This window comes from Tundrisphaera lichenicola (assembly GCF_051175385.1).
GTDB classification, from domain to species: Bacteria; Planctomycetota; Planctomycetia; order Isosphaerales; family Isosphaeraceae; genus Tundrisphaera; species Tundrisphaera lichenicola.
Genome location: NZ_CP195106.1, coordinates 1,594,288 through 1,619,545, shown reverse-complemented (window position 1 = coordinate 1,619,545; position 25,258 = coordinate 1,594,288). Strand labels below are relative to the sequence as shown.

The 25,258-nt window shown below is 64.3% G+C and carries 19 protein-coding genes; 12 read left to right on the top strand and 7 right to left on the bottom strand.

Annotated features, from left to right (window positions below; all coding sequences use genetic code 11):
* The first annotated feature begins 2 nt into the window (after window positions 1-2).
* The 3 genes from panB (at window position 3) to P12x_RS06305 (ending at window position 2,058) form a co-directional block, all read left to right on the top strand.
* Window positions 3-815 (top strand): 3-methyl-2-oxobutanoate hydroxymethyltransferase, encoded by an 813-nt coding sequence (gene panB, locus P12x_RS06315; protein WP_435010043.1) that lies wholly within the window; start codon window positions 3-5, stop codon window positions 813-815.
* A gap of 61 nt (window positions 816-876) precedes the next feature.
* Window positions 877-1,242: a 4a-hydroxytetrahydrobiopterin dehydratase gene (locus P12x_RS06310; RefSeq protein WP_435010042.1), complete on the top strand. Its 366-nt coding sequence runs from the start codon at window positions 877-879 to the stop codon at window positions 1,240-1,242.
* Between the two features lie 159 nt (window positions 1,243-1,401).
* Complete coding sequence (locus P12x_RS06305; RefSeq protein ID WP_435010041.1) at window positions 1,402-2,058, top strand: hypothetical protein; 657 nt, start codon at window positions 1,402-1,404, stop codon at window positions 2,056-2,058.
* Window positions 2,059-2,188: 130 nt separating this feature from the next.
* Here the strand turns inward: P12x_RS06305 and P12x_RS06300 are convergent, their stop codons facing one another.
* The 3 genes from P12x_RS06300 to P12x_RS06290 form a co-directional block, all read right to left on the bottom strand.
* Window positions 2,189-3,136 carry a DUF1570 domain-containing protein gene (locus P12x_RS06300; protein ID WP_435010040.1) on the bottom strand — a complete coding sequence of 316 codons (948 nt, stop codon included), beginning with the start codon at window positions 3,134-3,136 and terminating at the stop codon, window positions 2,189-2,191.
* Window positions 3,137-3,173: 37 nt separating this feature from the next.
* Window positions 3,174-4,955: a lipopolysaccharide kinase InaA family protein gene (locus P12x_RS06295; RefSeq protein ID WP_435010039.1), complete on the bottom strand. Its 1,782-nt coding sequence runs from the start codon at window positions 4,953-4,955 to the stop codon at window positions 3,174-3,176.
* Between the two features lie 98 nt (window positions 4,956-5,053).
* Window positions 5,054-6,166, bottom strand: coding sequence for a glycosyltransferase family 4 protein (locus tag P12x_RS06290; protein WP_435010038.1), 1,113 nt, complete (start codon window positions 6,164-6,166; stop codon window positions 5,054-5,056).
* Between the two features lie 400 nt (window positions 6,167-6,566).
* Here P12x_RS06290 and P12x_RS06285 point away from each other — a divergent pair, with 400 nt between their 5' ends.
* From P12x_RS06285 to P12x_RS06260, 6 genes are all read left to right on the top strand, one after another.
* The gene (locus tag P12x_RS06285; RefSeq protein WP_435010037.1) at window positions 6,567-8,801 is read left to right on the top strand and encodes an ABC transporter ATP-binding protein; all 2,235 of its coding nucleotides are present in this window, start codon (window positions 6,567-6,569) and stop codon (window positions 8,799-8,801) included.
* 76 nt (window positions 8,802-8,877) lie between these two features.
* Complete coding sequence (locus P12x_RS06280; protein ID WP_435010036.1) at window positions 8,878-10,623, top strand: hypothetical protein; 1,746 nt, start codon at window positions 8,878-8,880, stop codon at window positions 10,621-10,623.
* 377 nt (window positions 10,624-11,000) lie between these two features.
* On the top strand, window positions 11,001-12,341 hold the full coding sequence (locus P12x_RS06275; RefSeq protein WP_435010035.1) for a hypothetical protein: 1,341 nt from the start codon (window positions 11,001-11,003) through the stop codon (window positions 12,339-12,341).
* Between the two features lie 211 nt (window positions 12,342-12,552).
* The gene (locus tag P12x_RS06270) at window positions 12,553-12,831 is read left to right on the top strand and encodes an acylphosphatase (protein WP_435010034.1); all 279 of its coding nucleotides are present in this window, start codon (window positions 12,553-12,555) and stop codon (window positions 12,829-12,831) included.
* Window positions 12,832-12,921: 90 nt separating this feature from the next.
* A complete protein-coding gene (locus P12x_RS06265; protein ID WP_435010033.1) occupies window positions 12,922-13,740 on the top strand; it encodes an ABC transporter permease subunit in 819 nt (272 codons plus the stop codon).
* Window positions 13,741-13,877: 137 nt separating this feature from the next.
* On the top strand, window positions 13,878-15,851 hold the full coding sequence (locus tag P12x_RS06260) for an ABC transporter ATP-binding protein (protein WP_435010032.1): 1,974 nt from the start codon (window positions 13,878-13,880) through the stop codon (window positions 15,849-15,851).
* 100 nt (window positions 15,852-15,951) lie between these two features.
* Here P12x_RS06260 and P12x_RS06255 read toward each other — a convergent pair whose 3' ends face one another.
* Entirely contained in the window at window positions 15,952-16,680 is a 729-nt protein-coding gene (locus tag P12x_RS06255; RefSeq protein ID WP_435010031.1) for an SDR family oxidoreductase, read from the bottom strand.
* A gap of 126 nt (window positions 16,681-16,806) precedes the next feature.
* On the bottom strand, window positions 16,807-18,414 hold the full coding sequence (locus P12x_RS06250) for a S8 family peptidase (protein ID WP_435010030.1): 1,608 nt from the start codon (window positions 18,412-18,414) through the stop codon (window positions 16,807-16,809).
* A 549-nt stretch (window positions 18,415-18,963) separates the two neighbouring features.
* Between P12x_RS06250 and kdsB the strand changes: the two genes are divergently transcribed.
* Complete coding sequence (gene kdsB / locus P12x_RS06245; protein ID WP_435010029.1) at window positions 18,964-19,746, top strand: 3-deoxy-manno-octulosonate cytidylyltransferase; 783 nt, start codon at window positions 18,964-18,966, stop codon at window positions 19,744-19,746.
* 20 nt (window positions 19,747-19,766) lie between these two features.
* Here kdsB and P12x_RS06240 read toward each other — a convergent pair whose 3' ends face one another.
* A complete protein-coding gene (locus P12x_RS06240) occupies window positions 19,767-23,474 on the bottom strand; it encodes a HEAT repeat domain-containing protein (RefSeq protein ID WP_435010028.1) in 3,708 nt (1,235 codons plus the stop codon).
* Between the two features lie 157 nt (window positions 23,475-23,631).
* Between P12x_RS06240 and P12x_RS06235 the strand changes: the two genes are divergently transcribed.
* On the top strand, window positions 23,632-23,988 hold the full coding sequence (locus P12x_RS06235; RefSeq protein ID WP_435010027.1) for a hypothetical protein: 357 nt from the start codon (window positions 23,632-23,634) through the stop codon (window positions 23,986-23,988).
* Between the two features lie 20 nt (window positions 23,989-24,008).
* Complete coding sequence (locus P12x_RS06230) at window positions 24,009-24,563, top strand: Uma2 family endonuclease (RefSeq protein ID WP_435010026.1); 555 nt, start codon at window positions 24,009-24,011, stop codon at window positions 24,561-24,563.
* 101 nt (window positions 24,564-24,664) lie between these two features.
* Here the strand turns inward: P12x_RS06230 and P12x_RS06225 are convergent, their stop codons facing one another.
* Window positions 24,665-25,075 carry a ribosome-binding factor A gene (locus P12x_RS06225; RefSeq protein WP_435010025.1) on the bottom strand — a complete coding sequence of 137 codons (411 nt, stop codon included), beginning with the start codon at window positions 25,073-25,075 and terminating at the stop codon, window positions 24,665-24,667.
* Between the last annotated feature and the right edge of the window lie 183 nt (window positions 25,076-25,258).

Below are 25,258 nucleotides of genomic sequence, written 5' to 3'. Positions count from 1 at the left end.
CCATGTCTCGCAAGGAAATCAACCCGGTCACGATCCCCGACTTCGCCCGATGGAAGGCGGAGGCGACCAAGATCGGCGTCCTCACGGCCTACGACTTCACGATGGCCCGCCTGCTGGACGCCGCCGGGGTGGATTGCCTCCTGGTTGGCGACACGCTCGGGATGGTCGTCCAGGGACGATCGACCACGCTCGGCGTCACGCTCGACCAGATGATCTACCACTCCGAGATGGTCGCCCGGGCTTCGAAGCGTGCCCTGGTCGTGGCCGACCTGCCCTTCGGGAGTTACAACGTGTCTCCCGGCCAGGCGGTGGCCTCGGCCACGCGATTCCTCAAGGAGACGCAATGCCAGGCGGTCAAGCTCGAAGGAGGCCGGAGGATGGCCCCGACGATCCGCGCCCTGGTGGATGCCGACATCCCGGTGATGGCCCACGTCGGCCTGACCCCGCAATCCATCCGAAAGCTCGGCGGCTTCAAGGTCCAGCGCGACGAGGATGAGATCGTCGCCGACGCCCACGCCGTAACCGACGCCGGCGCGTTCTCGGTCGTCCTGGAGTGCGTGCCGACCGAGATTGCCGCCCGGGTCACGTCGGAGCTGCCGATCGCCACCATCGGGATCGGGGCCGGACCGCACTGCGACGGACAGGTCCTGGTCACGCCCGACTTGCTCGGACTCTTCGAAGGCTTCCGCCCCAAGTTCGTCCGACGCTACGCCAACCTGGGCGATCCGATCCGCCAGGCCGCGCACGCCTATCTGGAAGACGTCCGGGCGGGTCGGTTTCCCGGACCCGACGAAAGCTTTTCCGCAAAGTCCTGACGGATCGTGATTCCATCGAGAGGACACCAAGATCGCCAGGACCTGAACCCGGAGCACCATCATGAGCCTTCCGACCGCCGAAGAGTTGACCCGGAAGAAATGCGTCCCTTGCGAGGGGGGCGTCCCCAAGCTGTCCGAGGAAGAAGTGAATTCTCTGCTGCTCCAGCTCCAGGGGTGGAGCAAGGTCTCCGGAGGCGAGCGAATCCGTCGGGAGTGGACGGCGAAGAACTTCCAGGCGGGCCTGGATTTCTTCGAGAAGGTGGGCGCGATCGCCGAGGAGGAAGGACATCACCCCGACCTGCACCTGGTCGGCTACCGGAACGTCGCCATCGAGATCTGGACCCACGCCATCGGAGGGCTGTCCGAGAACGACTTCATCCTCGCCGCCAAGATCGATGCCGTACCGATCGCCATCAAGAAGGCTTGATCGGGCCGTTGGACTCTCGATCGCGCCGATTTGAGATGAATCCAGGCCCTATCGCCGTCACATGACGCTTTATACAGTCTGATCTTCGGCGGCAAGATCTCCGCCGAAGACATCGACGCACATTTCTCAGCTTCGAACAGCACCCCGGGAGACAAGACGATGCGCGGATTCACGAAGGCGTTCCTGACCTTTGGCCTGGTTGCGGCGATGGCGGGAGTGGCCTCGGCCCAGGGCCGTGGCGGATTCGGCGGGGGCTTCGGCGGCGGGCCGGGCCTGGTGGCCATCCCGGCCGTTCAGAAAGAATTGAAGCTCGATGATTCCCAGGTCGAGAAGGCCCAGGAGGTCATCGCCGAGATGCGAGACAAGGGCCAGGAGATGCGTTCCTCGCTCGAAGGGCTCGAGGGGGAAGAGCGGATGAAGAAGATGCAGGAGCTGATGAAGGCGAACAACGAGGCGGCCCACAAGTCGCTGTCCGCCATCCTCAAGCCCGAGCAGGTCGCGCGGCTCAAGCAGATCGAACTCCAGCAGCAGGGTGCCAACGCCATCACTGATGCGGACGTCGCCAAGAAGCTGGGCATCACCGCCGAGCAGAAGGAAAAAGCCCAGACGATCCTCGCCGACTCTCGCGAGGAGATGCGGGAAGCCTTCCAGTCCGCCGGCGACGACCGCCAGGCCGCCATGGCCAAGATCCAGACGCTCCGCAAGGAGACCAACAGCAAGGTCATGGCCCTGATGACCGAAGACCAGAAGAAGACCTGGAAGGAAATGACCGGCGAGCCCTTCGAGGTCCCCCCCGGCGGACCTCGCGGTCGCTGATCGACCCCGATGAATCAATAGCCACCCACATCACCATGCAGGGTGACGATGAATCGAAGCGAGGCCCGCCGGAGTCATGGGACCCTGGCGGGCCTCGACTTGCTCGACGCCACGGCTCGAGCAAAACACATCAAGATCCAAACAGGTCTCGGAATCTCCCGAAGAATCCCCGACGCTTGACGGGGGGCGGCGTCTCGACCGGGCCGCTCTGGAGCCGGATAGTTGGGTCGCGAAGGATGGGCACGGAGACGGCGACCGGGGCTTCGCGGACCTGGCCCAGGTGGGCGATCAGCGTCGAGGCTCCCGCGTCTTCGAGGCGGCTGGAGAGGGGCCTGGCCTCGGGTTGAGTCCTGAGGTCGGCGAGGTAAGCCAGGAGGGCCGCCTTATTGGACCGATCGTCGTTCAGCAGGAAATGGACCCACGCCCAGGACTCCCGGTAGTCGCGAGGCGACATCTGACGGACGCTTCGGAGAGCCTCCAACCGACCAAGGTCGGGGGTCCAGCCCTCGGCGAGATCGCCCGGAATCCGGCCCATATGCTCGGGGTTCAGTCCCTGGCGGTCGGTCGGATTCTCGAAGTATTCGGCCAACCCTTCATCGAGCCAGAGCGGGATGTCGCCGATGGCCACGTGGAGTAGAGCGTGGGTTGCCTCGTGTCGGAGGTCTTCTTCGAGTCGATCGCCGAAGAACGTGTAGATCACCCGCTGATTGCCGTTGGCGAGGAAGAAGGCCCGGCGATGCGGCAATTCGGGATAGTAGAACGTGAGGAAGTGCTCGAAAGCCTGGCGATCGTCGAGGATGTAAACCTCGACCGGGTGATCCCCGATGTCGGCCCGCAGTCCCAGGGTCTGCTCCACCTGCGAATCGAGCGCCAGGAGCTGACGGACGACCGGGGCATCGGCCTCCAGCTTCGAGTTGGTCCGGATCAGATAGGGCCCGGCCTGGATCGGGTTGGAGGCGGGGACCAGCGGTGGCCCATCCTTCGGGATGAGCGTCGCACATCCCCCGATCAGGGCGACCAGTGCGGGCCATGACTTCAGGAGTCCGCGAAACCAGCTCGGGCGGTCGATCCGTGTCATCGGTGGCCTCGCCTCGACGCATATTCGGGTCGCCGGTTCAGGAGAGCGGACGACCTCGGCGACGGTTCTTCTCTTCCTTGGAGTCGATGAGACGGGCCACTTTCCGCCAGAGATCTTTCCAGTCGTTCCGGGTCGATAGCCCCCAGGGGAGATAAGCCCGGAGGAATCGGAGCGAGTCGGTCCGGGTCCGGCCGGGCACCTCGGCCAGGCTCAGTTGGAGCCTCGCCAGATTCTGGAGCCTCCGACCCTTCGGCAACGGGTGGATCAACTGGACCCCGACCAGGTCGATCAGGGTCAACGCCAACTCCTCCGCATCCGGGTCGCCGACGATCAGGATATTGGCCGACTTCAGGTCGCGGTCCGAGATCGACCGCTCGTGGAGCATCCGGAGCAGTCGGGCGAGGGACAGGATCAACCGTTCGATCCGTTCCCGACGGATTTCGATCGAGCAGCCAGGCAAGACCTCGCGAGTATAGTCGGCCAGGGTGATCGAGGGCTCGGCCTTGACCATCAGCAAGTACGACTCGCGGGACAACCATCGAGTGATCGGCCCCCGACCGGTTTTCACGATGTAGGCCAGGTTCTGCGGGGTGGGCAGGCCCCGACTCTTGAGATGCTGTCCGGCCTGCCAGGCTCGCCCGGCTCGGGAGGGTCGGATCAGGTTCAGGAGCGATTCCAGCGGCTTCTTGGAATGGAAACGCTTGTAGATCGCGGGAGTCGGCCGCCCCTTGACCATCACGGTCGTCTCGGCCACCAGGGCGGTTCGCGAGTCCTTCAGGATGACCGCCCCCTCGCGCCGGATCGGCCCTTCGGGGTCGGCCAGGATCGCCTCCAGACAGGGAGTGTCCAGGTCGCGAGAGGCGATCACGCGAAAGCCGGGCCTCCGTTCGACCTGGAAATACTTGTTGCGACTCCAGCATCGACGGCCCCACCGACGCCAGAGCCGCTCGGCCCAGACCCGGGTGGCTCGTTCGATCTCGCGGGCAAGTTGGCGGGGCTCCGGGACCGCGGGCTCTCGGCGGGCTTCGAGATAGGCCGTGAGGAACCGGTATCGGTCAGCTCGGTTGCACCGGCTCCAGAAGTAATGATTGAGCAGGGCGAGGTTGTCGCGGACTCCGCACCATTTCAGCCGGGAGGTCACCCGGAGAGCATCCAGGTCGATCACCGCTAGGCGGAGCGAGTCGTCGGACTCGATCCGGATCAGGAGGTTCCCGGGATGGAAATCCTGGTGGACGAATCCGGCGTCGTGAAGCCGGGCCGTCAGGTCGGCCAGGACCCGGGCCAGGTCGCGTCGGAGCCTCCCCTGCCGGACCGGCTCCATCAGCGGGAGTTGTCGCTCGACGAACTCATCGAGGGGGAGGGTATTGGGAATCTCCTTGGTGACCAGGTAGTTTTCCAGGAGAAACTTGCGGACTCGACGTTCGCCCAGGGCGACCGGCGTGATCGTGGGGACGCCGATGGCTTCGAGCTTGGCGGCCCGTCGCCCCTCATTCCGACCCTTCCCGCTCCGGAACCACTGGCGAGCCATCGCCCGGAAGTTGGGGACGAGGAAGTGTTTGACGTAGACCGATCCCTCGGCCAAATCGGCCCTGTAGACGACCCGGTGAGGTCCCCTCTTGACCGTAGTGAGTCGTCCCGAGAGCTTCCACTCGTCCAGAGGAAGCCGCCCTTCCCGGAGCAATGCGGAGGACCAGTCGGATCGGACCCACCAGCCCGTGTCGTCGGACTTCGACCAGTTCCAGGCCGGGGGCTCGAAGACGCAAGGGCGCGATCTCCGCTCCTTCCCCGCGGTCGATCGTGTGGGTTCGAGGTCGGGCATGGGGATCATCCTCGTGCCGTTTCGTCTGGCCGGATTCCTGCCCGGCCTTCGGTCCATCTCGAACAAGGGGGGAAGCTTCCAGATCGTCTTGGCCTGGGTCATGGGGCCGCCAGACTTTGCGGCGATGGGGGGAGACGTTCGCTCCGGCGACGGCGTTCGAGAGACGCTATCGACTTCGGACCAGGTGGCCCGCCGCCCCGGTGCTCCAGCGTCGCGAGGGGTCGGGCCCCGGCCACGGCGGAGACGAAACTGGAGGACCAGGCCTGGATCGAGTAAGCGGCCTCGACGGAGTTCCGGGCATTCCGGCCCATCGACCGCCTCAATTCGGGGTCGTCGGCCAGTTTCCGGACGGCGGCGACCCATTCTTCGTGAGTCTGGACCAGGAATCCATTCACTCCCGACCGGATCATCTCGGAGTGGACCCCGACCGGATTGGCGATCACGGGGAGCCCGGCGGCCTGATACTGGAGGATCTTCAGGCCGCACTTGCCCCGACTCCAGAGATCATCCGGGACCCAGCTGATCCCGACGTCGGCGGCGGCGACATCGGCCGCCTCGGTCGCCTCGGACCAGGGAATGCCGTGAACCGGGAGCGAGTCGAATCGGAGGAATCGGTCGCAGACCATCCGGAGCCGAACCCCGGGGACCTCCCGGCCAATCCGATCCCAGAGGGCTCTCTGCCGGGCCAACCCGGCCATCGTGCTCGAAGATCCGATCCAGACCAGTTCAAGCCCGGTCCCCTTCGCTTCGAGGGTCGAAGCGTGATTCGGGGCAACGCAGGTCGGGATCACCCGAATTCGATCGGGATGGGCGCCGAAGTCACGGGCACACTGGGCCAGGAAATCGTTCCCGGCAATGACCTCGTCTACGGAACGCACCGTCTGCCGGAATCGCTCGGCCCTTCGGGGATGATGGGGCCCTCGCGGATCGTACGAATCGCGATAGAGCACCGCGTCGTCGAAGTCGAAGACCAGGTGCTTCGCCTGGCGGCGGAGTTCCCGAAGCTGCCAGCCCGGCAGGAGCTTTCGCTGGAGCAGGATCGAATCGAATCGCGAGACCCGGCCAATCTGGAAGAGGCGGTGAAGCAACCCCGTCGCCAGCGGCTCGATCGTGAGCGACCACCCCGAGACCGCGAGCGCTCCTTGAAACGCCCGGACCCGATAGCGGCAGCAAACGTGATCACGCGCCTCGACCAGCGCGAGTGCCTTCATCCCGTCCTCCCTGACGGCGGCCCGATCGACCGGACCAGTCCCGGCCCGTCGGATCGGATCTTATAGAGAATCCCCAATCAATGCCAGGCCGCTTTTGCCGAACCAGAGCCGAGCTTATCCGATTTGGATACCCAGGATTACCCACCCCCCGCGGACTGGTCAAGTTGCGTACCCAAAGCGGCCGATGAAGGAGAGGTCGCGAGAAATTGGCCTTCCGGTGGCAGCACGCCTCGTCGGCGATGATGAACTCCGCCGGGAATTCCCCCGGGGTCAAATACTCGGATTGTCGCTTCCGCAGGCTCTTGATAAAAGAGCCCCGCCCAAACCTGGCACGACGTTCAACGTACGGCCGGGGAGGCATGGAGGCCTTGGGTAACCCCGTCCTCGGCGCTAGCCAACCATGAAGAATTTTGCCCGACTCGTCCGATTCGCCTGGCCCTATCGGGTCCGGTTCGGGCTATCCCTCGTCTGCGCCACGATGGTTGCCATCCTATGGGGCGGCAATATCGGGGCGGTGTATCCACTGCTTCAGATCTTAATCCGAAGCGAAAACTGCCAGCAGTGGATCGGGGAAAAGATCCAATCGACCGGGACGGAGATGCAGGAGATTCAGGCTCGGATCGACGAGCTCGAAATCCTCACCCAGCTCAAGGTCCCGAACGAGGTCAAGCAAGAGCGATTGGAGCTGGCCGCCAGCGAGCTAGAGGCAGCCTCGACGGAGAACCGCCTGAAACGGCAGAAGCAGCTCTCGGACGAGAACAAGAGGGATCTTCGGGCAGACCTCGCTCGACAGAGGCCCGTCGAGAGCGCCGAATCGAGGAGACTCCGGGTCGCCGATGCTCGCCACGACGAGCTGACCCGCTCGTTTCCGCAAATGAAGGCGGGCCGCTACGCCGAGCTGGAGGTCCACAAGGCGAAATGGGAACGCGAGCTGGAAGAGGCAAGCACCTGGAATGGGCGGTACCAATGGGCCGAACCCCTGATTCGCCGCTACCTGCCGAGTAAGGGATTCCCGACGCTCCTCCTGTTGATGGCCCTGGTGATGGTCGGGATGGCCCTGAAGGGGTTCTTCCTGTTCCTCCAGGAAGTCCTGGTCTCCGACCTCACCCAGCTCACCCTCTTCGACATACGCAATCTATTCTATCGGCGGACGATGGCCCTGGACCTCGCCAACTTCAACGACAAGGGGTCGGCGGAGTTGCTCGCGAGGTTTACCAATGACATGGATTCGGTCCAACAAGGGCTGATGACGATCCTGGGCCGGGTGATCCGCGAGCCGCTCCGAATCATCAGCTGCCTCGGTTGCGCCCTCTGGCTGAACTGGCGTTTGACCTGCCTGGCCCTGGTCCTCGTCCCGGTCTCGGCCGCCTGTACGGCCCGAGCCGGCAAGATCATGAAGCAGGCGGTCCGCAAGTCGCTGGAGAGCATGTCGAACATCTACAAGATCCTCCAGGAGAGCCTCCAGGGGATCAAGGTCGTCAAGGCCTACACGATGGAACGTTACGAGCGCCGGAGGTTCTTCCTGGAGACCAAGAGTCTTTACAAGAAGAGCGTCCGGGTGGCGATGATCGATGCCCTGTCCGACCCGGTCCTGGAAATCCTGGCGCTGACCACGGTCTCCATCGCCCTGCTGTCGGGCTCGTATCTGGTCCTGAACGGCACGACCTACATCGACTTCTGGTTCTTCAAGCTCCAGCTCGCCTCGCACCCGCTGGAGATCGAGGACTTGCTGACCCTCTACGCCTTGCTTGGCGGGATCTCCGACCCGGTCCGGAAGCTGGCAAACGTCCATTCCAAGATCCAGAGGGCCGCCGCGGCCTCGGACCGGATCTGCTCGCTGATGGACCGACGGCCCGAGGTCGCCGACAAGCCCCAGGCGGTCCGACTGGCCCGGCATCGATCGTTGATCGAATTCGACAACGTCGCCTTCAGCTACAACGGCCGAGAGCAGGTCCTGCATGGTTTGAACCTGGAGGTCCGTCATGGCGAGACGATCGCCCTGGTCGGCCCGAACGGCTGCGGCAAATCCACCCTGATGAATCTGCTGCCCCGGTTCTGGGACGTCAGGTCGGGGTCGATCCGGATCGATGGGCATGACCTCCGCGACGTGAAGCTCAGGAGCCTCCGATCGCAAATCGGGATGGTGATCCAGGAGACCACGCTCTTCAATGACACCGTGGCGAATAACATCGCCTACGGGAGCCGTCACGCCAGCCGCGAATCGATCATCGCCTCCGCCAAGCGGGCCTACGCGCACCAATTCATAAGCAACCTGCCCCTGGGCTACGATACGATCCTCGGAGAACTGGGGACCGGGCTATCCGGAGGCCAGCGACAACGGCTGGCGCTGGCCCGCGCCATGCTCCGCGACCCGGCGATTCTGGTCCTCGACGAAGCCACCAGCGCCGTGGATATCCAGGACGAGGCCCTGATCCGCAAGGCCATCGAAGAATTCGCCCGAGATCGGACGACCTTCCTCATCACCCACAGCCTGGGTGCTCTTTCCTTCGCCGACCGGATCGTCCTCCTGGAAGCCGGTCGGATCGTGGCCGTCGGGACCGACTCCGAACTTCGTCGATCCTCGGCTCTCTATCGAAGGCTCCACGAGATCCAGTACCACCGAGAGAGCGCCTGAGACGATTCCCCCGGCCTTTGCGAATGAGCTCCACCCCGATACGCTGGGATGGAGCCATTACGGCGGGGGGACTCGAATGACAGGAAGACTCGGCCCGACCCTGGGCATGCTCGCCCTCCTGGTCGGCCCGACACGTGGGCAATCGACCAGGCCCCCATTCCTCCTTGATGTCAACCCGCCGGGAGCGACGGTCGGTCGGTCCGAGGAATGGCTGATCTCCGGCCGGAACTTCGAGGGGACCGAACGCGTGATCGTCTCGGGTCCCGGCGTGGAGGTATCTCGTCTTTCGATCGTGGACGGATCTTCCGCTCGTGTCCGAGTCCAGGTCGCCAACGACGCCCCGAACGGTTATCGCGAGGTCCGCCTTGATGGCCCTGCCGGGATATCGAATCCGGTGCTGATCCGGATTGATACGCTCCGACAAACCGCCGAGTTCGACCGAGACGGCGACCTCTCGAAGGCCCAGGAGGTCGAGGTTGGATCTGTAGTCGTCGGACTCCTGGAACGGGGTGACGTGGACCTTTACCGGATCCGGGGGACTCCCGGTCGTCCTCTGACGCTGGACCTGGAAGCTCGACGGATCGGCACGTCAATCTCTCCGGTCCTGACGATCCTCTCTCTTGATGGGGTCGCGACGGAGCAGTTTCGAGAGCCTCGCGGGGGCGATCTCGACGTTCGGTTGAACGCGGTTATTCCTCCCGAAGGATCGCTCCTCGTTCAGGTCCGCGACGTCGTCTTTGGCGGGAGCGATCGGGCTCGCTATCGGCTCCGTGTCGATCCTAACCCGTTTGCCTCGGCCATCTTCCCACTCGGGGGTATCCGCGGCTCGAATGTCGAAGTCGAAGTCTCCGGCGGTAGTCTCAGGGCACCACTCCGCAAGATGGTTAGGATGCCCGAGTTAGCCGGCTCGACCGTCGAAGTCGGAGAGGTCGACGGGCCGGAGGGGCCGACCCTCGTGCCGGGAACGTTGGTCGCAGGAGAGGGGCCAGAGATCCTGGAGCCGTTCAACCAACCCGCTGGTTCGGCCATCGATCTGGAGTCAGATCAGGTCATCGTGAACGGGCGGATTACTCGACCGCGAGAGGTGGATCTTTATCGAGTCCCGGTCAGAGGAGGCACCCGATTCCAGGCGCGGGTCGAGGCCGCTCCCCTGGGCTCGTGGCTCGACTCGGTGCTGGTCGTCCGCGACGAGGAGGGGCTCGTGCTGGCCGAGAACGACGACTCCGACCCGGCCGAATCGACGCCAAGCCACGGAAAGCAAGATAGTTCGGTTGAGTTCCAGGTCCAGACCGACGGCTTCGTGACGGTCGAGGTCTCCGATCGATTCAGCGATGGAGGACCGGAATTCGGTTATCGCTTGTACGTCGGTAGGGAGCGGCCCGACTTCTCGGTGAGCCTCCGACAAGGCTCGGGCAAAACCGATCCATTCGGAATTTATAACTTGAAGCCGGGTAACACCGGCACCATTCGCTTTCGAATCCTCCCGATCGCACGCCCTGGCCCGGTCGAGGTCGGTGTGGAAGGCCTTCCGGACGGGATCTCGGCCGATCCTGTGCGGGTCCGCCTGCCGGGTCCAGACCAGCCGGGCAAGCCCGCCTCGCCGGTCGACGACTTCCTCCGCCTGAGGGTCGGACGAGATGCCCGGCCCGGGCTATTCGAGATCCGAGTCGTGGCTTCCGCCGAACCTCGCCCCGGACAGAAGATCGTCCGCGAGGCTTCAACGACCCTGGACCTGGGAACGATCGAAGGTTCGGCCACCCCGATCCACCGAACCATGACTCGGATCCCGCTCCGAGTCCTTGGTCCCCTCGATTCTCCTTGATCGAGTAGGATCGGCCCGATTTTCGGGGGCAACCTTCGAGGCTACGGGTCGTGGGGATCACGCCGAGGGAGGACGAGATCCTTGCGATAGATTGGGAATTCCATCGATGATCCGGGCGTCTCTGGCCGACAAATGATAACAATGAAGGATCTGGCCGTCCTCGGGCGGTCTGTGGGACGATTGGTGATCCGGACGATAGCCCGGTTCTTCCAGAACGCCCTCAGTCCGTCGATCCGCGGGGAGGGCGACTCCTCCGAGCGAATACACCCGACTTCGGCGGCGTCAACATAACGAGTTGTACGTCCTGGAGAATCGGGCGAGAGGCGAGCGGCTTGGTATTAGGGCCGGGGTCGGCCCCGTCCAGAAAGGTCAACGCGATGCTTTGGCGAAACCTTTGCCTGGTCCGGGCCATCACGGCCTCGGGCCTCCTGACATGCTCGATGCTCGGGGCCTCGGCCGCGGGCGAACCCCGGGAGCCGATCCCGGGCGACGATGCTCAGACCGAGACCGTGAAGGTCCTCGACGCCGAGAAGGCGGGAGACCTCGCCGTCGTGGTCCGGGGTCAGGGTCAGGATCGAGTCCGGTTGAGCCTGAAGAACAATTCGGCCCGACGCCTCAACATCGTCCTGCCACCCGGCCTGGTGGCCTCCAGCTCGGCGGGACAGGCGGGCGGACCTGGAGGGGGTGGCGGGTTCCAGAGCATGGGCCTGGGTGCGGCGACCAATCGATCGGGCGGCTTCGGCCAGTTCGCCGGCGCGGCCGGGGAGGCCGGCTTCCGCTCGGTCGCTCCGAGCGACTCGAACGGCGTGATCGTCCCGGCCGGTCAGAAGGTCGACCTGGAAATCCCCGCGGTCTGCCTGAACTTCGGGATGCCCACCCCGACTTCGAAGGACCACTTCCGGCTCGTCGAAGTCGAGGATTTCACCAAGGATGTCCGGGTCCACAAGGCCCTCAAAGCCCTGGCGACCCTCGGGACCAGCCACGGGACCGCCCAGGCTGCCATGTGGCGGGTTTGCAACGACGTCCCTTTCGAGCAGATGATCGCCAACTCCGGTAAGGCCGTGAATCAGGCCGAAGTCGCGCTGGCCGCTCGATTCCTCCAGGCGCTGGACCAGTCGGCCGACTCGGTCGATCCGGCCTACCTGACCGAGGCACGCCTTTTCCTGACCATCAATGGAGAGGGAGACCTGGCTCGCGAGGCGAAGCGGCTCTCCGGCGAGATCGAAGGGCTTCGCCTGCTCGGGCTCCCGGCCCGGATCAGCCCGGCCGGCGTCGAGCCCAAGGCGTCCGCCCCAGCGGTTCATCTCGGCGTGACCCTCGTGAGCGGGCCGGCCGGAGAGACCCGCGCCCGGGTGGTGGTCCAGTCCTCGACGGGAATCCAGGATGCGGTCTGGTCGCCCCTGGGCCAGGTCAGCTTCGTCGAAGGCTCCGCTCCTTCGGCCATCGATGCCGCTTCGATGGCGCGGGCGATCGACCATGCGGTCGGCTCGGCCTTCGTGACCGCGAAGGTCTCGCGACGATCGACGACCAGCACGACCTTGAGGATCGAAAACCGGCTGCCCTTCACGGTGGCCAATCTGACGGTCAAGGCGGGGCAGTCCTCGGGTGCTCCCCTGGTGACGATCCCCGCCCTCGGGGTCGGACCCGGACGGGCCGGACTGGCGACGATCCCCGCCTCCGGCGGATCGATCGATCGCGTCGAGTTGAACGGGCTCTAAGTGTGACATCGGACGGATATGGGGCCGCGACCACAGAACGGTGGTCGCGGCCCTTTCCGTTGAACCTCGCTGGTCGGCCAGCCCCGATTCCTCCCCTTTCACCCCAGTTTCCACCGCCATGCTTGTCAGGCCCGGATTCCTCCCGATAGACTGGTGTGGTCCCAGGAGCCCAATCCTCCCGGTTGTCCCATTCCTGTCGCGAGCCCAGATCATGACGATCGAACGTCGACGGGTCGTTTACCAGGGGCGGGTCCAGGGGGTCGGATTCCGGATGACGGCTCGACGATTGGCGTCGAGTCATCCCATCTCGGGTTCGGTACGCAACCTCGACGATGGCCGGGTCGAATTGATCATCGAAGGGGATGCGCATCATCTCGGCCTCTATCTCGGGGCTCTCCAGCGTGAGTTCGGCGACATGATCCGCGATATCACGGTCGAGCAAGAGGAGCCGGAAGGGGAGCCCCTCTCCGGATTCTCAATCCTCTACTGATCTCGGAAATAATTCCGGACGAACCTTTCACGACGAATCGATTTCTCCCACTGTCTTATCCCTACTATCCGCAATCGAGCCCTCATCGCCATGAAATCCTTCACCATCGCGCTGGCGACCGCCAAGGAGGCGATCCGTCAGCCCGCTTTCTTCGTCCTGGCCGCCATCGCCGGCTTCTGGCTGATCGCCTCGGTGTTCATCGCCTACTTCACTTTCGGCGAAGACATCAAGATGTACAAGGACACCGGGCTGACGACGATCTCGTTCGCCTGCCTCCTCCTGGCCTTGCTCACCTCGAGTTCGACGGTGGCCGAGGAAATCGAGGGGAAGACGGCGATCACCCTGCTGTCCAAGCCCATCAATCGCCGCCAGTTCATCTTCGGCAAGTTCCTCGGGATCGAGTTGGGTGTCCTGGCCCTCTACCTGATCCTGGGAACCCTGTTCGCCTTCGGTGTCGCCTACAAGTATTCGTATGACCTCCGCGAGTCGGCCGGGACCGATGCGGCGGGGAAGCAACTCCAGCAGGTCCTCCAGGTCCTGCCGGGCCTGGTCCTGGGCTTCTTCGAAGTGACGGTGCTGACCGGAGTGAGCGTGGCGATCTCGACCCGCCTGCCGATGCTGGTCAACCTGGTCGTCTGCATCTCGATCTTCTTCCTGGGGCACCTCACCCCGATCCTGGTCGACGTGACGGGGGGCGGCCAGACCAATGAGCTGGTCCACTTCATGGCCCAGCTCTTCGCCTTCGCGCTGCCGGAACTGGAATTCTTCAATGCCGGGCCGGCCATCTCGACCGGTTCGGTGATTCCCTGGGCCGGATATGTTTTGCCAGCTTTCGGGTATTGCATGTTGTACACTGGAGCGGCGCTCCTTTTCGCGTTCCTGCTGTTTGAAGACCGCGACCTGGCCTGAGTAACCTCCGGATCTCGGGGGCGATCCTCGCCTCCGAGGTCGGTCGATCCGGAGCTTTCTCGCCATTTCCGCGTCGTCGTGGCCGTGGCCCCCACCCGGCGGAACGTCGTCTCCTGTGGCCAGCGGGATACCTTGATATGCCAGCGGCCGCATTCGATCGCGTTCGGAAGCTCCGGGCTCCTCGCCAGGGGGCGGTGATCCGGGCGAATGTCCTGGGGTTGGTCCACTCGGCCCTCGTCCTGGCCACTCTCCTGGTCGTGGGAGCCCTTGCCGATCTGATGATCGAAAAGGGGCAGGCCTGGCGAGCCCCGACGAGCAAGGTCAGTGCTCCGGAATGGCTTGGCCGGCCGGTTGCCACCCGAACCGATGGTCAGGTCCTCATCGGCGGCTCGGGGCTCTACCCGATCGTCGCAAAAAACCTCGATAGTCCTCATCTCGCCCATCGTTTGACCGCCAGGCTGGTCTCTCGATTTCTCCGAGTCATGCCCACCCTCCGGAACAATTCCGGCGCGCTGATGACCCTCCTGGCGGTCGGCCTGGGAATCTTCTTCGCGTTGTCCCTGGTTGCACAGGCCTTGAAAGCCGCGACGACCGCGGTCAGCCTGGAAGTCGCCACGAACTTGCGTCGGCAGATCCATCGACAGCTCTATCGACTCGGCCAGTCATCCCTCCCCTCCGAGGGGACGGGGCCGGTCATGAATCTGTTCACCCGCGAAGTCAACGATGTCCGCGAGGGGATCGCCACCGAGCTCGAGCAAAGCATCCGGATTCCGTCGATTGTCGTCGGGTTGCTCGTCCTCTCGTTGATGGTCTCCTGGTCTTCGACCCTGGCCCTGGCAACGCTCGTCTCCCTCGTCTGGCTGATGGTCCGCCACCTGAACCGCTCGGCCGAGCTGGCCTCGGTGGTGGCAACTCGCGAGTCGGCCCTCCAACTCTGCTTGCTCCAGGAAGACTTCTCGATGATCCGGACGGTTCGCGTCCACGGGATGGAGAACGTCGATAAGCTCCGATTCGACGAGCACCTGGAACGCTACCGCGACGCCGACAGCCGACGCATCGCGAACGAGGCCAGGTCGAATCCAACTTCCGCGCTCTTGATCTCGGCGACGGCAACCCTCGCCATCGGACTCCTGGCTTATGGCGTGATCGTGAAGGGTTACTCGGCCGCGGCCGCGATCCTTCAGCTCGCGGCCCTCCTCGGATTGATCCGGCCCTCCTTCGACTGGCTGAAGTTGAAGCGGACCATCCGGCAGGCCACCCGTTCGGCCGAGGGAATCTTCGGCTATCTGGAACGAAAGCCGGAGCTCCTCCAGACCGGAGGGGCCACATTTCTCCCCCCGATTCGCGAGCGGATCAGCTTCGAAAACGTGTCGCTGTCGGATGGCTCGGGGAGGGTGCTCCTTGATGGTTTGACCGTCGAGATCCCGGCCCGATCGAAGACCTCGATCATGTCGCTGGACGAGGAAGCCAAGACCGCGTTGGCCTGCCTGATCCCTCGGCTGATCGACCCCAAAGTGGGCCGTGTCCGGATCGACGGGCTCGATCTCCGCGATGTCACCCTGGAGTCGATCCGTGCCCAGGTCGCCACGGTCCTTCAGGCCGACCTCGTCTTCTCCGACTCGGTCCTGGCCAACATCGCCTTGGGCGACCCGAGTTATGACCTCCCACGGGTCATCGAAGCCGCGAAGGTGGCCCACGCCCACCACTTCATCCAGGATCTCCCCAACGGCTACGACACCGTCATCGGCCCGTTGGGAGCCTATCTCAAACCCGACCAGCAGTATCGGGTGGCCCTGGCCCGAGCCTACCTCCACGATCCTTCGATCCTGATCATCGAGGAGCCCGACATCGTCCTCGACGACGATACCAAGGCCTATGTGGATGATACGGTCGCTCGACTGACGCCCGGCCGGACCCTGATCATGCTCCCGCATCGACTCTCGACGATCCGGTCGAGTGAGCATGTGATCGTGATCCACAATGGTCGGCTCGAAGTCTCCGGCCCCCCCCGCGAGGTCAACTCCGCCAGCAAGCTCTACCGGCATCTCCAGTATGTCGAATTCAATCAATTCGCAGCCGGAGAGATCGAGGCCGGTCAAATGGGAGTTTGAGCCTTCGATCGTCGGAGAGCAGTCCTCACGGCCATCTCGGCGTAAGTCGAGATAGCCGAGGACTGAACTCCGAGAACATGACTCGTACTTCGAGTAATCGTCACGCCCAATCGTCGACGGTTGGCTTGATGACCAGCTCGGGGATATTGGCCCGAGCCGGGAGCTGGGCCAGGAATCGGACGGCCGCCGCCACATCCTCGGGTTGTAGGATCGCGTCCTTCCTCTCCTGGGGAACGGGCACCGGACGGGCATCCAGGATGGGCGTGTTGACCTCGCCCGGATAGATCACGGAAGATCGGATGCCTCGCGGACCTTCCTCGCGACCAATACCGATCCCTAATGCAGCCTGTCCGAACTTCGAGGCCGAATAGCCGGCTCCTCCCAGGAGACTGGCCCGAAGTCCGGCGATCGAGCAGATCTGGATAATCAAGCCTTCGCCTCGGACGCGCATCCCCGGCAAGAAGGCGTGGACCAGGTTGAACGCCCCGGTCAGGTTCGTGGCAATCATCAGGTCCCAATCGGCCGGGGAGAGCTTGGCCAGGCTCCGGTCTCGAACGTTCGTACCCGCGTTGCAGACGAGGATGTCGACATGATCGAATGCCGACAGGACCCGCTCGGCCATGGCATCGACACCGGCTCGATCGGCCACATCGCAGGGTTCGACCAACGTGTCGTCACGACCGACCAGCTTCCGGGTCGCTTCGAGTTTCGCGCCGTCCCGGCCCACCAGGGCAACCCGCGTGCCGATGCCGGCTAGTGCGACGGCCGAGGCTTGACCGATCCCACTACCCGCTCCGGTGACCAGCGCGGTCAACGATTTGTTCGACAAGGCAACCTCCCCATCGGACGCCGAAAGGCCCCGCGGCGTCCTCCCGGTGGGGAAGATCGCTCGGGGCCCAATCCAGGTTTGACGCCGGGGCGACCCGGCAACCCGAACCAGCTTATCCGCTCGGGTTCAGGAGTGGAACGACGGCGGGGTGAACCTCGACCACTTCTTCGAGACCTTGGCCCGGAGGACGGATTGATTCGGAGAGGGGGGGGTGGTCAGTCTCGCCTTCGCCAGGACGCCCGACCTGGGATGTGCCTGGGGCTGATGCATCTTGCCGTGAACGTCGCCGCTAGGGATGCTCGCCCCTAGATTCGGCACCGAGCCCGTCGGCCCGTAGATCCTGATGCTTCCCACCGGACCCTTCAAGAAAGCGAAGAGATTGGGATACCGGCCGGAGAGTTGATCGGTGGCGTAGGAACCGATCGACTTTCCGTTATAAAAGACCTCGGTGAGGGATACCGCAGGAGGAGCCTGGGCCGGGGGAGCCTGCGCGGCGGGGGCTTCGGCCAGAGGGTCCGGGGCCGAAGGAATCTGCACCGGCGAGGATTGCAGGGGGGGATTCTGAACCGGAGTTGGGACGACCACTGGAACGCTGGCGGGAACCTCCGGCGCGAGGGTCTGGGCGACGACAACCGGCTTGGTCCCGAGATCCTTCTGGATCTGCTGACGGAGCAGGTTGGCCGAATTCAGGATGTTCAGCCGACCGATCTTGATGCCCGTCAGATCATCCTTGATCGTGGTCGCGCCCTCCTTCAGGAGGCTCTCAAGCTCGCTTACCGTCGGAAGCTTGTGATAAGCGTTCTCGTAAATCTGCTGGAGCAGGACGATGCCGCCGGTCACCTGAGGTGCCGCGAAACTCGTCCCATCCTCGCTGACCATACGATTCCCATCGCTCGGGGCGGTGATGTTGACCCCCGGCGCGGCGATGGTCGTGGCCACGCTCCCGGAGCCGAGTCGCTGGGCATCGGCGGCGAGCTTGTCCGAGGCGTCTGTCGCCGTCACGCTGATCGCATCAGGAATGATCGCGGGGAACCCCTGCCCCTGGGCTTTACCATTGAAGCTGTTGCCTGCGGCGATTACGACGGGTATGTCGAGCGACTCGAGATTCTTGATGGAGCCGGTGATCGCCTGGCCGATCCCCCCGTCATTCGCGAAGATGTTCGACTTATAGCTTCCACCATCGGAGATCGAGACGTTCACCGCCGTGATCTTATACGCCGTATGATTGGCGATCACCCAATCGAGCGCCCGCTCGATGTTCCCGAAGCTTCCCTGATTATCGTCGCCGAAGACCCGGAGAGCCACGACCCCTGCCCCGGGCGCGACCCCCTGATATGTCGAGGTATCGGAGGCCAGGATCCCCGCCACGCCCGTCCCATGCTGCCAGGTGGGGAGGACGCCGTTCGGGCTCCCGGTGAAGTCGACGCCCGCAACCACCTTGTTGCCCGGCCCTATCGAGCCCCCGAGCGCGACGTTCTGATAGTTCACACCCGTGTCGATGACGGCTACATTCTGCCCCGTCCCATCCACGCCGAACGTGGCACGAGTGGCCGATGCGCCGATAATCTGATCGAAATTCGTTGAGCCGTCGAGGTTGGTCTGCGATCCGACCGAGGCGGCGGGCGTCGCGGCCTCGACCGTCATGGTCGAGAGGAGTTTCCGAGTCTCGAGGCATTCCGAGTCAGGCCGGCGTCGATCGCGGGCGACGCGGCCCGAAGTCAGGGTCCAACCCATAGGTTCCTTCCTCCAAGACGGCCGCCGCGGAATTGGTGCGGGCCGCCCCGCTTGATGGTGTGAACGCCCCCCATCCGTGGCACGTCGGGGATCCGGGCCTTCATGACCCGGAGACGCGACGCGGCGACCGAGGTCGTCCACGGACCTCGGACACGACAGAGCGTAGTCAAGGACGAATCGAGTCCGCCGCCGAACCTAGGCCCGGACAAGCGGGACCCCGAATCGACGAAGACCGATCCCGGCACCACGATCGATCAACGAAGCAGTCCGGCCTGGGGCCGGGCCGATCCATCGACCCTCGCGGTCCGACTGGACGACATCCTGCGGGGGGAGGGTTGGACGACAGGCTGCGAATCGAGACGCGAGTCCTCCGGACTCACGCCAGAGCTTGCACACCCCTGGAGGTGGACGAACCCGGATATAGGCCGGCGATTTTCCGCCGACACCCGTCCGGACCTCGGCGTTGCGTACGCGAGGAGTCCGGCTATAGTGTTCGAGGGTGGGAGCCCATCTCCGGGATCCCTTCCCCGTCCACGATCGTTTTATCGGATGGAACCCCGGCGGAGTTGTTCCAGAAATATGTCCATCGTCGGCATAATCCCGGCTCGATTCGCTTCAACCCGATTGCCCGGCAAACCCCTCCTTTCCGACACTGGGAGGACGCTGATCCAGCATGTCGTCGAGGCCGCACGCCGGGCATCGAAACTCGACCGGATCATCGTCGCGACCGACGATACCCGGATTGCCGGCGCGGTCGAATCCTTCGGCGGCGAGGTCGCGATGACCCGTGGCGATCACCCGACGGGGACCGATCGCGTGGCCGAAGTCATTGCCCGGATGCCAGACGCTCGCCTGATCGTGAACATCCAGGGAGATGAGCCGGAACTCTCGGGATATTCGATCGACCTGCTGGTCTCGCTCCTCGAATCCGACACTGAAGCCCCGATGGCGACCCTGGCCACCCCGATCCGCGAGGAGTCGGTTTATCACGACCCTTCCTGCGTCAAGGTCGTCGCCTCGAAGGCGGGCCGGGCGCTCTATTTCTCACGGAGCCCGATCCCCCACCATCGCGATGGCCCGCCGAATTTCCTGAGCGAGCCGCCCGCCGCACTCCTCCATCTGGGACTCTATGCCTACCGCCGCGAGTTCCTCCTCCGACTCGCCACGATGGCACCGTCCCCCCTGGAATCGGCCGAGAAGCTGGAACAGCTCCGCGTCCTCGAAGCGGGCGACCCGATCGCGCTCGGGATCGTCCACGAGCGGAGCGTGGGCATCGACACGCCCGAGGACTATCGACGATTCGTCGAGCGGTGGAAGGCCTCGGGGGGCTGACTAGACTGGCTCGATCGATACTATCTTGCCGCCTTCAAACTCATCAAATAAGCGATGAGGTCGGCGAACTCGACCTTCGTCAGCCCGTCCACCAGGCCGGTTGGCATGGTCGAGATCTCGCCGATCCGGCGTGTTTCGACGTCGCCCTTGGCGACTCGGATCGTCCGGGCCTGCGAGTCGATCAATTCCAGATGAGCCTCCGTCTCCTCGCGAATCAGGCCGGTCAATACGGTCCCATCGATTCGCGCAATCACAACGGGCTGATAACCATTGGCGATCCTCGCGGATGGCTCGAGGACCGATTTCACCACCTCGGCCTTGTCGTACTTGGCGGCAATCCCATCCAGGGCAGGCCCGATCGCCGAGGTCCCCTTCCCTTTCGAGATGTGGCACCGGAAACATCCCACGCCTTCCGGGTCGAAGAAGATCGACTCTCCTCGCCTCGGGTCGCCGGTGTGCGAGAGCGCGAAGGCTCGATGCTCATCCAGCCCGCTCGAATCTTTTGCGAAGCTCGTCGATGTCGGTTCCGAGATCTGGACGCTGTAGGACCAGGCTCCGGATCCCTGTCGAGTCCGCACGACGATTCGGTTGAGACCCTTCCTTAGCTGGATCCGCACCAGATCGGAGTCGGATGCAAAAGACCGTCCGGCCGGGTCGTCATAATTCAGGACCGGTCGATCATTGACCGCGACCAGGACCGACCCGCTCGATCCGACCAGCATCAAAGCAGACCGATCCCGGTCGGAGGTGACCTCGGCATAGCCATAGGCGGCGAGGTCGGGCGACCCGCCCGCAACGTATCCGAAGCCGTCCCGGTCGTCCGCACCGCCCTTCAGGTCATCGAGCACCACCCGGCCCGATTCAGGATCTCCCGGTCGGAGGTCCCAGCCAATTTGCCGCCCTCCCGCGCCGATCAAAAGTCGATCGAAATCGAGCTTCGATGAGTCCTCGAAGGGAAAGGCCGAGGTCCTCGGAAATGGCCCGACCACCCGCCAGGCCACCACCGGGGAGAACCGAGCGAGGATTCGTTCGACGGTCATCGCCGACGCCCCGACGAATCGGCCCCGGGCCACCTCCGACTCCAACTCGCCCCGGACCTGATCCCGAATCACCACCAACGCCGACTCGGCGGCTCGACGCTCCGCCGGATCTCGACGCTTCAAGGCGGCCAGATAGACCCCGAAAGCCCGACGATCGGGCATCGCCGCCAGGGCCTGCGCGGCCTCCGCTCGATCGGTCTGACCCTCAGCGATCACGATCAGTCGGGGGATTGCCTCACGGATCTCGTGAGTGTCGATGGCCCCAATGGCGGCCCGCCGGACCTCGGCCTCGGAATCGTCGAGCTTCGAGGCGATCATATCGCGGACTTCCTCGGGCAGTGGCCGACCACTCGGGAACGAGGTCAGCGCGGCGGCTCGGACCGTCGCGGACTCGTGTTCCAGAAATCCGGAGAGGTCGTTCGCGGGCAGGACCCGTCCCAGGCCAAGGCTCGGCAATACTCTGGAGATCAACTCGGCGGGGGCCTTCGCGTCGTAGGCCAGGGCGAACAGCGTCCTCAGGGCAATCGGGCTATTCAGATTCGAGAGGGCATCGACCGAGGCAACCCGGACTTCGAGCTTTTGATTCGGGTCCTGGATGATCCTGGCCAGCAGCGACGCGGCCGGGGCATCCTGCAACGCCCCGATCGCACGGGCCAGCGCCACAAGATTAGTCGCGTCCGTTTCGGTGGCAAGTCCGGAACGGAGCGAGGGGATCGCCTCCGTTCCTATGCCAAAGAGACCAACGATTGCAGGACGGCGGACTAGCGGATCGGGGTCGCGGATCGCCAGGGCCAGTCCGGTCCTGATGAAGGCCTGCGCCTGGGCGTCCCAGTCCTCGGTCTTCCGGGCCATCGGTCCGGCTAGAGGATTGGTGCCGAACCACTGGCCCGACCAGGCTGGTTCGCGTCGGTAAAGTCCGGCGAGGGTGGCGACCAGTCGAGCCCTCCAGGCCGGATCTTTCTCCTTGCCGAGTGCCAGGATCAGGGCGCGAATCGCCGGGACCGCCCAGGAGTTGTCGGCGAGCTTGAGAGCATCCTCTCGCCTTCGAAGGTCGCCCAGCGCCTCGACGAGCCTCGGGACATCCCAGGCTTTCAGGGACCGGATCGCCTGGCGGATCGACCAGGCAGCGAAGGGGTCGGGATCGCCGAACGAAGCGTACAAGAGGGGAGCGGCCGAGACTTCACCGAGGCGACCGATCGCGATGGCAGCCTCGCGGCGGACGGCGGGATCAGGGTCCCCGATCAGTCGCAATAGTTCGGGTAAGGCTTCCCGATCGCGCCGGATGCCCGAACTCCGGGCCGCCTGGAGACGGACCGAGGCCTCGGGATCGGACAGGACGGAACGAATGAGCCGTCGTGCCTCGATCGAGCCGATCGCATCGAGGGACCAGACCGCGTGAACTCGGCCCGGCCCGGGGCCGGATCGGAGACGCGTGGCCAGCGGTTGCAGGCTGGAGTCTCCTTTCGAAGCCAACCATCTCTGCGACTCGACCCTGGCTGAAATCGCCGGGTGGTCGAGCCCTTTCAGCCTCTCATTCTGCTCAGATCCCGAAGGACGCGGGGCGGGCCTGACCGGATCGGGGCCGACATACCTCAATCGGAAGATCCGCCCGGTCTTCGGACCTTTGACAAGCCAGCCGTTGAAAGCCCAGTCGACCAGGATCAGCGACGAGCCGTCGGCATCCACGGCGATCGAGAATGGGCGGAAATCTTTCAGTTCGCCCTTTTCGACCAGAGGTTCCTCGTCGACCAGGCGGAACGTCCCGCCATCCGGGGTGACCCGGAATCGATGGACTTCCTGGAGCCCCCAGTCGCAAAAGAAGAGGTTGCCGCGATAACGCTCGGGAAGTCCGTCTTCGTTGTAAGCGATCCCCTGAGTTCCCGCGCCGCCCATCATCCCGGCGACAATCGGGAGGGCTCGGTCGGGTGCGTTCAGGAACTCGTAGGGGTAACCGTGGTGGCCGCCGACGATGTGGTGGGTCAAGCTATTGGGCCACTGTTTGCTGTCGTCGTCGTTGCCGAAGGTGAAGATCTCGTCCGAAGCCGTGAGGGCGACCGAGAGGGGATTTCGTTCGCCGGTCGAGACCACTTCCAGGCCCGAGCCATCGGGCCGAACCCGAATCACACCGCCGCCGGCCATCGTGATCGTCGAACCGTCTCGCGCCATCCCTTGGGGTATGCCTTTGTCACCAACGGCAATATAAAGGAATCCATCCATCCCGAGCCGGAGGCCCGAGGCGATGTGGTCGTTGATCCCGTTGAACCCGGGGAGCTTCGGCCCGAGCCCGGTGATCAGGTCCACGCGCTCGTCGGCGCGACCATCCCCGTCCCGGTCGCGAAAGGCGGAGAGGAATGGGGCGTGGACGACATACAACGTACCTTCGAGCCACTCCAGACCCATCACGCTCCAGAGTTTGTCCGCGAAGGTGGTGATCCGCCCGTCCCGGATCGCGACGACCGAGTCGATCGGCTCGGTCACCGGGCCGGGCATGTCCATCGGATCCTGGCCGAGATAGATCGTGCCGTCCCGGGCCACCACGACCGCCGTGGGAAATTCGATCGTCGGAGCCTCCGCGATCCGTTCGATCGACCAGTCTTTGGCAACCTTCGGCAATGGCGTGTCGGCGGCAACCGAGGCCGAGAAGGTGAGCACAGAGACCGCCAGCGCGAGGGCCATCGAGGTGCGCATCGGGAGGGTCCTTCCTCGGGTGCATCGGCCGAGGCCCGGTCCTCCGGGCGGATGGTCTGGAGTCTTGCGGCCGATTGAGGCAGAATTGTAACGGAATGGGCCAATCGCCTCAACGCGAGGCCCGGAGCCCCCGACCGACCTGGCTGGAGCCCGATCCGTGAGCCACTCGCCGACCGTCCCCGTCCTCGCCGACCCCAAGAAGAATCCTTCCTACCCGGCCCGGGAACACCTCCTCGAAAAGCCCCACTGGCTGTCGGTCCTCCAGGGAGTCGAGAGCAAGCTTGCCGTCTACCGTCAGAAGCTCGGGGTTCTCGGGAACGATCCCCGGAAGGCCACCTACGAGCGGATCTACGCCCAGATGACCGGAGCCCGAGACCAGGTTGCCGCCGCCGTCAAGCGGCTACCGCAAGAGACCGGGCACCTCTACGAAGAAGACCACCACCGGGTGGACGAGGCGGTCGCCGCCCTCGAACGCCTCGTTCAGAAGTGGGATGGTAAAGTCGGCCCCGGCTGAGTCTCGAAGGAGGCACTCGGATGGCGATCGGCGAGGCGATCCTGACCGCGGAAGAGTACGGCCGAATGCCGGACGACGGACGATTCACCGAACTAGTCCGCGGGAGGATCGTGGAATTGACCCGTCCGACGTTCGCCCACGGGTTGCTCTGCAACCAAGTTTCCTTCCTCCTATCCGGTTTCGTCCGCGCGCGAGATCTGGGCCGGATTACCACGAATGACTCGGGGATCGTGACGCGAAGAGGCCCCGATACCGTCCGAGGGGCCGACGTGGCTTTCTACAGCTACGCTCGGCTCCCCAAAGAGACTCGGCCGGTTCTCTATCCCGCCGTGGCCCCCGACCTCGTCTTCGAGGTCCGATCCCCCTCGGATCGCTGGAAAGAAATCCACGTCAAGGTCGGCGAATACATCGGAGCTGGTGTCCTGGTCGTTTGCGTGCTCGATCCCGAGCCGATGCAGGCACACCTCTTCTACCCCGATCAGCCCAATCGGGTGCTTAAAGCCGACGACGAACTGACCCTTCCCGAATGCCTCGGACCCGACTTCCGCATCGTCGTCCGGCAATTCTTCGAGTGACGGGCGAAGTGTTCTGACGAAATCAACGATCGAACCCAACCCTACACCGGTTCGAAGAGGCTGAGCCCCGAAACGACTCGGGGCTCAGCTTCTCTTCGAGATCATTCAGCCGCCGGTTCGATCCCATTGCGGAACTCGACCACTCGATAGACCAGCAACGGTGCCCTTTTCCGTGTGATCGCCGAAGCGACCTCAGATCGGAGCCAGCCCGAGGCTCGATCGAGCCGCTCCAGGATCGTTGATGGGCTGACAGGGAGGATCGCAGGTCGTCCGGCGACCGTGACCAGGAGAGTGGCGGCATCAGGTGCGGGGTCGACGGAGACCACAGCCAGGTCATCTAGCAAGGAGTCGAGCACCTCGAGTACCTGCCGGCAGAGTTGGCGAGCCTTGTGACGTGGCTTACCGCGCGATCCATCCTTGCGAAAGAAGAGGCGAGGATCGGATCCGTCGTCAGCGTGGACCTCGGCGCAGAGGGAGCGCAGCCGTCTTCTGGACGGTGGGGTGATGGGCATCGGGAACCTCACGAGGTGAACAATTCGGTAAAAATGTCGTCGTGGGTGAACCCGGCCCGGGTCGGGCCATCAAGGATCAGGTAGGGAGGCCGGACCGAGGGCTCGGGCTCGACGGCGCAATTCGAGTCTTCGGGATACTCATGTTCGGCCTCCTTCCATCAAGAGGAAGTGATCGGGGACGAA

What these genes read in the sequence shown, in the direction of transcription:
- P12x_RS06250 (WP_435010030.1), bottom strand. Translation starts at nt 18,414, where the DNA reads ATGGGTTGGACCCTGACTTCGGGCCGCGTCGCCCGCGATCGACGCCGG.
- P12x_RS06280 (WP_435010036.1), top strand. Translation starts at nt 8,878, where the DNA reads ATGACAGGAAGACTCGGCCCGACCCTGGGCATGCTCGCCCTCCTGGTC.
- P12x_RS06265 (WP_435010033.1), top strand. Translation starts at nt 12,922, where the DNA reads ATGAAATCCTTCACCATCGCGCTGGCGACCGCCAAGGAGGCGATCCGT.
- P12x_RS06290 (WP_435010038.1), bottom strand. Translation starts at nt 6,166, where the DNA reads ATGAAGGCACTCGCGCTGGTCGAGGCGCGTGATCACGTTTGCTGCCGC.
- P12x_RS06225 (WP_435010025.1), bottom strand. Translation starts at nt 25,075, where the DNA reads ATGCCCATCACCCCACCGTCCAGAAGACGGCTGCGCTCCCTCTGCGCC.
- P12x_RS06285 (WP_435010037.1), top strand. Translation starts at nt 6,567, where the DNA reads ATGAAGAATTTTGCCCGACTCGTCCGATTCGCCTGGCCCTATCGGGTC.
- P12x_RS06295 (WP_435010039.1), bottom strand. Translation starts at nt 4,955, where the DNA reads ATGCCCGACCTCGAACCCACACGATCGACCGCGGGGAAGGAGCGGAGA.
- kdsB (WP_435010029.1), top strand. Translation starts at nt 18,964, where the DNA reads ATGGAACCCCGGCGGAGTTGTTCCAGAAATATGTCCATCGTCGGCATA.
- panB (WP_435010043.1), top strand. Translation starts at nt 3, where the DNA reads ATGTCTCGCAAGGAAATCAACCCGGTCACGATCCCCGACTTCGCCCGA.
- P12x_RS06310 (WP_435010042.1), top strand. Translation starts at nt 877, where the DNA reads ATGAGCCTTCCGACCGCCGAAGAGTTGACCCGGAAGAAATGCGTCCCT.
- P12x_RS06260 (WP_435010032.1), top strand. Translation starts at nt 13,878, where the DNA reads ATGCCAGCGGCCGCATTCGATCGCGTTCGGAAGCTCCGGGCTCCTCGC.
- P12x_RS06230 (WP_435010026.1), top strand. Translation starts at nt 24,009, where the DNA reads ATGGCGATCGGCGAGGCGATCCTGACCGCGGAAGAGTACGGCCGAATG.
- P12x_RS06275 (WP_435010035.1), top strand. Translation starts at nt 11,001, where the DNA reads ATGCTTTGGCGAAACCTTTGCCTGGTCCGGGCCATCACGGCCTCGGGC.
- P12x_RS06305 (WP_435010041.1), top strand. Translation starts at nt 1,402, where the DNA reads ATGCGCGGATTCACGAAGGCGTTCCTGACCTTTGGCCTGGTTGCGGCG.
- P12x_RS06300 (WP_435010040.1), bottom strand. Translation starts at nt 3,136, where the DNA reads ATGACACGGATCGACCGCCCGAGCTGGTTTCGCGGACTCCTGAAGTCA.
- P12x_RS06270 (WP_435010034.1), top strand. Translation starts at nt 12,553, where the DNA reads ATGACGATCGAACGTCGACGGGTCGTTTACCAGGGGCGGGTCCAGGGG.
- P12x_RS06240 (WP_435010028.1), bottom strand. Translation starts at nt 23,474, where the DNA reads ATGCGCACCTCGATGGCCCTCGCGCTGGCGGTCTCTGTGCTCACCTTC.